Annotated in this window: 10 protein-coding genes; 5 read left to right on the top strand and 5 right to left on the bottom strand. The window is 50.7% G+C overall.

Annotated elements, in window-relative coordinates; genetic code table 11:
• Positions 1 to 273 precede the first annotated feature (273 nt).
• Both GAC_RS03170 and def read right to left on the bottom strand, forming a co-directional pair.
• Positions 274 to 1,113 (bottom strand): uracil-DNA glycosylase, encoded by an 840-nt coding sequence (locus GAC_RS03170; RefSeq protein WP_010266354.1) that lies wholly within the window; start codon positions 1,111 to 1,113, stop codon positions 274 to 276.
• A 279-nt stretch (positions 1,114 to 1,392) separates the two neighbouring features.
• The gene (def, locus tag GAC_RS03165; protein WP_010266351.1) at positions 1,393 to 1,950 is read right to left on the bottom strand and encodes a peptide deformylase; all 558 of its coding nucleotides are present in this window, start codon (positions 1,948 to 1,950) and stop codon (positions 1,393 to 1,395) included.
• Positions 1,951 to 2,032: 82 nt separating this feature from the next.
• On the opposite strand from def, the gene GAC_RS03160 reads away from it, so the two are divergent.
• The gene (locus GAC_RS03160) at positions 2,033 to 2,707 is read left to right on the top strand and encodes a lysophospholipid acyltransferase family protein (RefSeq protein WP_010268873.1); all 675 of its coding nucleotides are present in this window, start codon (positions 2,033 to 2,035) and stop codon (positions 2,705 to 2,707) included.
• Between the two features lie 118 nt (positions 2,708 to 2,825).
• Positions 2,826 to 3,116, top strand: a complete 291-nt coding sequence (rpsT, locus tag GAC_RS03155) for a 30S ribosomal protein S20 (protein ID WP_010266347.1) — start codon at positions 2,826 to 2,828, stop codon at positions 3,114 to 3,116.
• A 248-nt stretch (positions 3,117 to 3,364) separates the two neighbouring features.
• Here rpsT and GAC_RS05480 read toward each other — a convergent pair whose 3' ends face one another.
• Both GAC_RS05480 and lgt read right to left on the bottom strand, forming a co-directional pair.
• Positions 3,365 to 3,580 carry a hypothetical protein gene (locus tag GAC_RS05480; RefSeq protein WP_010268869.1) on the bottom strand — a complete coding sequence of 72 codons (216 nt, stop codon included), beginning with the start codon at positions 3,578 to 3,580 and terminating at the stop codon, positions 3,365 to 3,367.
• Between the two features lie 239 nt (positions 3,581 to 3,819).
• Entirely contained in the window at positions 3,820 to 4,677 is an 858-nt protein-coding gene (gene lgt / locus GAC_RS03145; protein WP_011114638.1) for a prolipoprotein diacylglyceryl transferase, read from the bottom strand.
• Positions 4,678 to 4,762: 85 nt separating this feature from the next.
• On the opposite strand from lgt, the gene murJ reads away from it, so the two are divergent.
• Positions 4,763 to 6,268, top strand: a complete 1,506-nt coding sequence (gene murJ, locus GAC_RS03140) for a murein biosynthesis integral membrane protein MurJ (RefSeq protein WP_010268861.1) — start codon at positions 4,763 to 4,765, stop codon at positions 6,266 to 6,268.
• Between the two features lie 189 nt (positions 6,269 to 6,457).
• Positions 6,458 to 7,342, top strand: coding sequence for a hypothetical protein (locus GAC_RS03135; protein WP_223822667.1), 885 nt, complete (start codon positions 6,458 to 6,460; stop codon positions 7,340 to 7,342).
• Positions 7,343 to 7,806: 464 nt separating this feature from the next.
• Here the strand turns inward: GAC_RS03135 and GAC_RS03130 are convergent, their stop codons facing one another.
• Positions 7,807 to 8,445: a hypothetical protein gene (locus GAC_RS03130; RefSeq protein ID WP_010270968.1), complete on the bottom strand. Its 639-nt coding sequence runs from the start codon at positions 8,443 to 8,445 to the stop codon at positions 7,807 to 7,809.
• 438 nt (positions 8,446 to 8,883) lie between these two features.
• Here GAC_RS03130 and GAC_RS03125 point away from each other — a divergent pair, with 438 nt between their 5' ends.
• On the top strand, positions 8,884 to 9,345 hold the full coding sequence (locus GAC_RS03125) for a hypothetical protein (RefSeq protein WP_241759956.1): 462 nt from the start codon (positions 8,884 to 8,886) through the stop codon (positions 9,343 to 9,345).
• Positions 9,346 to 9,828: the final 483 nt, after the last annotated feature.

Below are 9,828 nucleotides of genomic sequence, written 5' to 3'. Positions count from 1 at the left end.
CTCATAGTTGTTTGTATGACACGCATGTGTATACCATGTGTTGCATAAAGCTGCATTTTTCGGGACAGCCGCGCGTTGGGCAAAAGTAAAAATTGTGATACCATTGCCGGTCAATGGCCAGAACTGCGCCACATGCGGCTGGTGCGCACAAGCGTGCCACTAACACTTCCATAGTCAGTAATATTTTCTGCTGCATGCTGCGCAGACACAGCGCCCCGAACCACAGCGCCCTTACTGCCAAATCTGATGCGGGCTCATTTACATACTACCTGGCTAGGCGTCTACTGTTATTTTCTCATTCTCAATGTGAGACCTGATCATCTTCAAATCCTCCCAAGCGAGCCGTTTCTGCATAGGTTGGCGCAGTAAATATGCTGGGTGGAAGATTACAGCGGTTTTTATGGGATGCGCAAGGAAAGGGTTAGCATATTCGTGAAACCTCCCCCGCAATCTGGAGATACTTTCGGGTGTGCTTAGCAGAGAGCAACATGCAGTGCTGCCTACCAGCACCAAGATACTTGGTGCGATAAGCGCTATGTGTTTCTCGACGAACGGTTTGCATATTTCCAGCTCAAAATCAGTCGGACGTCGATTTCCAGGGGGGCGCCAAAACGTTGTGTTGCTGATGTAAGTACTTTTTCGGTCCAAACCAATAGCCGCGAGCATTTTATCAAGCAACATACCGCTAGCCCCACAAAACGGCCGGCCCTCGCGATCTTCGTTGCTACCCGGTGCCTCCCCGATCAGCATAATCTTGGCGTTTGGGTTGCCGTCCGAAAACACCGTGTTCATGGCAGCTTTTTTGATTTCGCATCCCTCGAAGGCCTCAACTGCCTCTCTCAACTCTGCTAGGGTGCCGCATTTGTCGGCAATGCTCTTGGCTGCAGCGACCCAATCGGTTGAAAACTGACTTGCGCCCGCATCCATCTGTTCTGAGGGACTGCCGACCTGTAGTGTGCACCCTTCTTGTTCTTGCAGCGCCGCCACGGGAGGCGCGCATGTTCCGGGCCCATCTTCCTCCAGCACGCAGTCTACCCCATTTTCGTGGTAGAATTTCAATACCTCAAGCAGCTCTCCACTGCCAACCGCCGCGTCTTTTTCTTTTCCTGTCATGTTACTCTCCTGCAAATGATCTTGAACGCGCACTGTCGCCGGGCATCGGCACTACGCTGACCCACTAACTGCCGTCCCGACCGGCTTACACCACATTACACCACATGATATATAACATGGCCCAGCACACTTATGGCCTGAGCTCTTCATACACGCAACTGCCTGTAAGTCAACTAACTATTGAGATAACTGCCGGTTGCAGCCCAAACTCCAGTGCTGCGACCACAATCAACACCTGAAGATGCCTGCTGCCGCGCTTCTCCCGGCGCTTGTGGTGAGCTAATGCTTAGATGCCTTTCTTATTTTCTCCATGACCATATCACGCTTAAGCTTAGATACGCGCTGCAGGAACACGACCCCATTTAGATGATCCAATTCGTGCTGCAAACAGCGTGCCAACAACCCGCAGGCTTTGATGTACTTCGTCTGTCTGTTTAAGTCGGTATACTGCACTACTATGCGCTCCGGCCGCTGCACAGTCTCTCTATAGCCAGGAACAGACAGGCAGCCCTCCTCCATGGTTGCAAGCTGTTCAGACTCCTCAACAACAATTGGATTCAAAATAACAACTGGGCCGCAGGTTGCACGGTACTCGCCAACTCCGTCATCCTCAGGTATTTCGTATCTATCTGATCCATACTCCAGGTCTACGACACAGATGCGCTTGTGCACACCAACCTGCACCGCTGCCAAGCCTATGCCTTTATTGTGGTACATGGTTTCCAGCATGTTGTTGGTAAGCGTTTCAAGTTGTGGTCCGAAGTCAGCCGCGTGCACCTCTTCTGAACACAAAGATAGCCTACTATCGGGTAGGGTTAATAGGGGTAGAACGGCCATCGCTTGATCTCCACGGGTACAAAGCCTTGCATTGCCCGCGTACTGCTGTATTTATTTTACGGAGGGTACTCGAGCAAAAACTGTGGCATTCTACATTCTTTCCGCGCTATTTACAATACTTTACGGCTGCGTACTATTGCCTATAGTATGGTTCATTCCTGCCTCCTGCCAGAACATTGCGTGCGTGTGGTGGACTAGAGTTATACTGTGGATGTGCAAGGTTATTGACGGTATTTCCTACGAAATTATAGGCCGAGATTGCTTGCCAAAGGGGCAGTTCATAGTTGCATCAGCGCATCAGTCACCCTTGGAAACCCTTATCCTGTACGCGGAATTTCGAGATGTTGTAACTGTGATGAAGAAGGAGCTTAAAACTCTGCCCATTTTGGGTATGGGTTTCATGGCATTGAAGATGGTGTTTGTTGACCGAGGGAAGAAAATTGCCGCTCTGAGGAAAATGGTGCGAGAATGCGAAGCAAGGGCAAAAGAAGGGCGGACACTGGTATTATTCCCTCAGGGGACATCGCAGTTGCGTGACATGCACCTACACCGCGGGGTAGCGGCTGTGTATTCAAGAGTGTTCCTACCAGTTGTGCCAATAGTGTTGGATACAGGCAATTATTGGCCGGGCAAAATATTCACACTTAGTAAAAAGAGGGGCAAAGCCAAAATTAGAATTTTACCCGCTATAGCGCCGGGGTTAGAATCGGAAGAGCTCATGGCCCGCCTGTTGGTTGCATTGCAATTGCAGCCCTAGTGATGGGGCTTACGGGGTTATCTTGCCGCGCCCAGGTTTGCCCGGCACTTCGCACCTTGCATTTGTTGCCGATTCCCTGTAGATTCCTTTGGTTAATGGGGTAAAGGTTTACGTAGTAATGCCAAATCATTCGAGTGCCAAAAAGATGGTCAGGGTTATCAAGGAGCGCACGTTTTCAAACCGCGTTAGGAAGAGTAGAGTGCGTAACTCTGTGAAAAAATTTTTGGCGGTTTTAGAGTCCAAAGGTCATCTGGAAGATGCGGTCACTGCCTTTAGGGCCGCGGAGTCTAACATTCACAAGTGTGTCAACAAGGGTGTAATGCATAGGAACACTGCTGCGCGTAAAGTCAAATCTCTTGCCGCGAAGCTTAAGGCCTTCGATTTGAGCCTACAGGGCACTAGCACCTAGAGTTTATCCTCACCACACCACGTGCAAACGGTACTGCGCCCGGGTGCTTGCCGTCTGGGCTTGGTGTGTGGCGTCCGTACAAAAATTCTATGCAGCGGCTGCTTTTAGCGCCGTGAGAGGGGCGTACAATCATAGCATGCTTCTGTGCGGCTTTGGCGTTCCCAGCACCGGCGAGACACGTGTAATTAGCGCAGTTGCACTGGCCAAGCCTGTGAATAACGGGTGCGAGTGTGTGAAATATCGTAATATTAGGATAGCTCTTGCTTTTCTTTATCCTGATCGTCGCAGCATAGCGCACCGAACGCGCTACACTGTACACAGCTCATGTAAGTATCTGGATACGGGTCGTTCACGGAGCTGGACAGAAACAGACTCTGCTGTACCTGTGGGTACTCACTTAACAGGACCAAGCCGTCACATGCGCGCATGCCGGGTTTTTTCAATCTCGTGACCCCAAAAGACACAGACCCTGCATACGTATACTACATATTGCATACTAACACTAGTAATAATCACGTCATTTTCCAACCATCGGCCACTCAGACTCGTACGCGACATTTACCAAGGGTGTATATAGGCCTACTATGGCATATTAGAATTTCGGCGTTTTTATGGCAGGTGAAAACCAGATATCTAGCCACTTGCAACCGGAATGTGCACTGTGTTGTCCGATGTTTACTTTAATTTGTGGAAATAGCAGAACTCACGCCGAAATATCTGCAACGCCCTCTCGCGGTTTTTCGCGTAGCACTGTTAATACCAGCATAAAAATGCCCACAACGGCTATAGGCGCTGATAGCACTTGCCCCATGGTCAACCACCCGAATGCTATGTAGCCGACCTGTGGATCGGGCTCACGAAAAAACTCGACTGCGCATCTTACAATGCCGTACCATGCGCCAAACATGTGAGACAACACGCCAAAGCGCAGCCTGACCTTGGTGTATCGCGCGAGTATGCTCATAAACAGCAATGGCAACAAGCCCTCAAGCATGGCTTCATACACTTGACTTGGGTGTCTTGGCACAAGGTCGCCACTACTTGGAAACACCACTCCCAAACATGTGGTTGTTGCCCTACCATATAGTTCTCCATTAACAAGATTGGCCATCCTGCCTAAGAAAAGCCCCAGAGGTGCGGCACACGCACACAGGTCCAAGACGGGCATGACGCGCACCCTATGCTTTTTACACACGATACTAACCGCTATTATGCATCCTACATATCCGCCATGCATGGACATGCCCCCGTGCCATGTTTGTAGAATTTCCGACGGATATTCCCAGTAAAAGCTTGGGTTATACAACAAGATGTAAGCAGTTCTGCCGCCAAGGATGATGCCTATCACGGCCCAGAGCATAAGAGAATCTAGGAACTTTTTATCGAGCGCCAGACACTGGGAGGCTTTTGTTATGTGCCAGTGTGCGAACAGTATTCCAAACACGTAAGAGAGCGCATACCACCTAATTTCCAGGGGCCCAACGTGCATGAAAACCGGATCCAGGTGCAATATCCACTCTACGGCTTCCCGCATGGCAAAACAAATTGACATTCCTGACACATTTACCTATAACTTCCTACTAGCCCGTGGTTCTGCAAAGCTACTGCAGCGTATTATCGGCGGTTCTAAATAGTGAAGTCAAGTTATGCTGAGGAGAGTTTTTGCCTTTAGCGCGGGCACGCTTGTGTCTAGGATTCTTGGTCTGCTGCGTGACACTCTGATAGCCTACACACTAGGGGCGCAGGGTCTGTCTGACGTATTTCTAGCAGCGTTCCGCCTGCCCAATTTGTTCAGATCATATTTTGCTGAGGGCGCTTTGAGCGCGAGCTTTGTCCCGATATACGCACATAAGCTGATCAAGCAAGATTTACCACATAAATTCGCCAGCCAGGTGTTTTCGTCACTTTTTGTGTTTCTTTCGGTATTCTGCCTAGGCATGCTCGTGTTTACCCCACAAATTTTAGGAGTGTTCACTCCGGGGTTCTTTGTGGGCTCTTATAAGTTCAACCTCGCGACAGAGCTTTCCAGAATCATGATGGTATACCTTTTCTGCATGTCCCTGTCGTCTGTAGTTTGCGCGGTACTACAAGCGCATAATTGTTTTTTTGTGACTGCCATCTCCCCCGTATTACTCAACTGCTGCGTGATAATTAGTGGGCTCATACCGCATTGGGGCGCATCGCCGGTGTACTACTTCTCGGTCGCCGTATCCCTGTCGGGTGCCTTGCAACTGGCACTTACGATGGTTGTTGCGGCACGTAAGAACATTGGAATGAAGATCACGTTGTCCCTGCGCGATAGTGACATGAAGGAGTTTCTGAAAAGAGCTATGATGTCGACGCTCAGTGGTTGTATTACCCAAGTAAACCTGTGGCTGAACACCCTGTTCGCAAGTTTTATTCCTGGGGCCATATCTTACATGTACTATGCAGATCGGCTGAATCAACTGCCGCAGGCTCTTGTCGGAATATCCATGAGCACTGTATTGCTGCCAGCGATCTCAAAGTTGGCTGTAGAGGGCAGCACACAACGCATGATAGAAATGCAAAACAACGCGCTAGACTTGGGTATGACGCTAATGGTTCCTGCGGCTGCTGCCCTAATTGCTATACCAGACGCATTGCTGCTTGCGCTGCTGAATTATGGCCGGTTTGACTATTTGGCGATCGGTAACACTGTTCCGGTTGTGGCTGTTTTGGCAACCTCGCTACCTTCTTTTGTGGCTATCAAAATATTGCTACTATTTTTCTACGCACGTGGAGAGTTTAAAATCCCGGCGTTCTTTTCCTGCATATCTGTGACTGTCAACGCACTCCTCAGCTATGTGCTCATGCAATTCCTGGGGCATGTCGGGATAGCAATTGCCTCATCAGCGGGTTCGTGGACCTATGCAGCTTTGCTGCTTGTGTATCTCAAGATTCACAATTTATACAGCATGAGTGAGGAGCTGAGCCGCAAGCTGACCTACATATTTCTCTCCTCGGCCATAATGGTCATAGTTATCTGTATGGCAAAAACGCTGTTGACACCGTTTTTCTTCCAGGGGGCAATTGTTAAAATATCATCCCTAATCGTTGTCGTGCTGCTGGGGGTTCTGGTGTATTTCTTTTCGCTGCTCGTCATGTTCAGGCAGAAACTGGCTGTTGAATAACTCACAGATTGCACTCCACTTTGGCACATGTGTAAAGCCCAGGCAAACCGTGGGCTTTGGCATCTTTGTGATGGAGTCGACCACTGAAATTATTTTTTTCTTAATAAAAATTGCCCAGAATGCTCCAGCGCAACCCACACAAGTATAAACGTGATAACATACGCTATTATTTCAAAAAAAGAGGCAGTTTTGTCATTTGCAGACGCGCTGCATGTAGAGAATTTCAAAAAGGTGTTTACTACGCTAGATGCCAGCACTGCTTCCAGGGCCATATTTTCCCATGATGTATCTATATCCTACCATGCGGAGAACCGCGCGGAGCTTGTTCCTGAGCAGGAATTTACCTACCACAGCGCAAATTCCATGATCAATCACCTGCTGAACCACGGTTTCAGCTTCAAGGCTGGGGTACTGTCAGATATGATGGCGCAAGCATGCAATTTGCGGACAGAAGGTATAGTCGTATTGGAGTCAGATGACAATTGCCCATCCTATACTGTGCACATATCGAGAGACACGGTGTTTCTCTCTCCCGCATCTGAGCGGTATCTAGACTTCTCTTCCGGGCCCAGCAAGGAGCTTGTGGAAATCTTGCGGGGCAAGAATTCTATCAGCTGTGCCAATCCCGACGTGAAAAATAGGTATATAGAAATTACTACCGGGGAAAATATTTGCAACGCCTTGGCATCTCTGAGCAACGCCTTGGCGCAGGTCGGTGCGGTGCCGTGGGCGGATGAGGAATTTGTACGGAAGCAGATTATCAGCCTGGCGTTTTTGGACTCTACCAGTAATGAGCTAAGGGTTGTACAGAACATTGCGAGCTATCCCAGCGCTCATCCTTTGAGCAAGTATAAAGATGTGGCCAAGACCGTTGAAAATATACTATACCGCTTGAGTAATAAGACGTGTGATACCACAACACTAGGAAAACTGGAAGATGCACTGGAGCAACGAGGGGAGTTCTGTGGCGTGCCCCCCGTGCTGACAAAGGGTTTTGCCAAGCTTAGTAGAGACTTCGGCCCTCAGCTGCAAGATATAATAAACAGCGATGTCCCCCAAAAGAACGCGAACTAGCGCCACTCCACGCTTGCCGTAAGGCTCGCCCAGCCTGACAACTCCTAGGCCAAACAACTGAACCGGCAACGCGACACCGCGGCTGGCCTCCCGGACCAAAAGGCGCCGTGCAACAGGACAGACCTACCGGCCATCACCTTAACAGCAACCAACGAAACAGGAAACAGCAAGGCCAAGAGAACGCGACCGCAGACCGCGCAGGACGCGCTGCAGCACGCCCACTGCCTGGAGCGGCCAACATAAAAGGCAGCAACAAAAGCGCCCGACCCTACCAAACCAAAGGGCGGACCGCAGTGCAGCGTATCAGGCTAGGAGAAGCATCTGCCGCACTGCAGCCCCCACGCACAGCTGGCCATGCTCCGCACGTTTAACACGCGCCGCCTGACCTGACCAGCACATCACAATCGCAACCGACCGCAACAACTCTCGCTGTTGCCGTCAGCTACCAGGAAAAACGAAGGCGACTACCACTCGTTGTCCCCATATACTCCAGTAGGTGTGGAAACCACGGTGCCATTGTCACCACGGACATACTCACCTGTGGCACTCTCTTCCGGCCGCTTTTCCGTTGCCGGAGCAGGAGCCACTTCTTTTACTTCTTCTGGCTTCTCTTCTTCCACTGGAGTCTTCGCACCATTTTCTACTTCACGTACATCGGTGGTTGGCGCATCGGTCGTGCCGCCATCGCCTGCAGGTTTTACTTCCTCATGAGTCTTGAACTTCACAGTAGTAGTCCCCTGGGCATCAACAAACTCGACAGTGTCGTTGCCGTCTCCAGTGAAAGCGAACTTCATAACCCCGCTTGCGGTGTCAAAGTTGGCATGCCTGTCATTCAGCATGACGTCATCAGCCCACTGCTCGAAAATGTACATCTGACCCTTGGAAATCTCCTGGTCTGTTTTACAAGCACTGGTATCGCTACACGCACCAACTGTACCATCACCAACAGAGAGGATCAGATACGTGGGCGTCCATACCCCATCAACACGTTTCTGCGCGTCGCCGTTGCAAGCACATGTGCTAAAGGTGCCGTCATCCTTAACATCAACGTTTTGCACAGTGAGCCTTTCACCGCCCACTTCTATATCTATATCAAACAACATACTCAACCCCTCTCAAAATACTCTAATTCGACACGGCGCCACTATAACACATGCAATAGGGTCAGCACAACAAGTGTGTGAACGTATTTTCTTGCAACTTGCCGGGCGATTAATGGTTCTACAACGGTTGGCGTGAACAACATCTGTGTGGGACAATCTTCAATGCGTCCTTCACCGCCGCGTTGTGCAGCAGACCATGGGGGCGGCACCGAGCCATAGCGCTGTGATTGTGCAAGGTACACTGCACGAAACAAACAGTTTGTAGCGCCTAGTAAAGGTAGGAGCGCGGTTTCTGTGCACGCTCGGCCGGGAAGCTGTTGGAATAATAACTAGGGATAGTAGGGACAAGCCTACTACATGCACCTCATGTTGTCCAAAAATTGCCCGGATTTTTCTTTACAGCGAGGAGTTTTTGCTATAACCACGTGTTGGTTGTTTTTGTTTGATTCCGAGGGGTGTGCTATGGTGGATTTTGGCGATTACGCTGTGGCGTCTGTATCCGTGACCGGTATTGTGGGCGATGCTGGTGGTTGCAGCTTTGGGGAGTATTCTGTGCCAGTGGGCCTTGAGCTGGGGGCATACGATGAGAATGAAGTGTATTTGTCATCCAACGTCACAAGGGTCACCGACGGCGAGTCTGTGGTTAGGGAAATCTGGGTCTACGGCAGTATGCACGTGGGTGATAATGACGGTGATGGCAAGGAGGAGGTCACTCTGAGAGACTTCTCCTGCGGCGAGCGCAGCCGCCCGAACGGCGTTCACACTGAAGGGGCTTACGTTTCCAAGTCGGTATACGTCGGGCATCCTATTGTTGGCCAAGAGCTGGATGACGCCTTGGTATTCCGGGCTCAAGAAGGCTGTTATGACATCGTAGTCTCGCTCGAGAAAAAGGCGAAGTAGTTGTTTTAGGCGGGCGTCCTGGGCTTTTCCCTGTAGGGAGGTGCGCTGGCGCGTCCGTCAGGTCGTTCCTGGCGGGGTGGTTATGTGCCGCCCCGCGCTATCTTTCCCAAAGTTGTGTTGTGGAAGACTCGGGGTGTATGTCCGGTATTGCGTGCGGGCTGGTGAGCGGGTGCCTTCCGTTAGCTGAGCAAAGTGGGGGTGGTCTTCGAGCTCTGGGTGTTCGCCGCGTCTCACCGTGGCTTTCTGCGTCACACATGACGGTCGTGTCTGCCGCGGTGATGGCTGCTAAGCTGTAAAGTTGTCGCTGGGGCTTTGGGCTCGCTGACGGGTGCGGGCGTGTGGTACGTACTGCAGATGTCTATGCGTTTACTGGATAATGTGGGTGCTGTACGCACATTTTGGTTGCATTTATCGTGATTTTCGTGTAGGTGAGGGTCGCACGCGTGTCCTTCGGGTTGCTGCGTTGCGACGGTTTCTTTAAGC

Source organism: Anaplasma marginale str. Florida (genome assembly GCF_000215485.1).
GTDB lineage: Bacteria > Pseudomonadota > Alphaproteobacteria > Rickettsiales > Anaplasmataceae > Anaplasma > Anaplasma marginale.
Note: the sequence above shows the minus strand (reverse complement) of the source record. Positions and strands in the feature narration are given on the sequence as shown.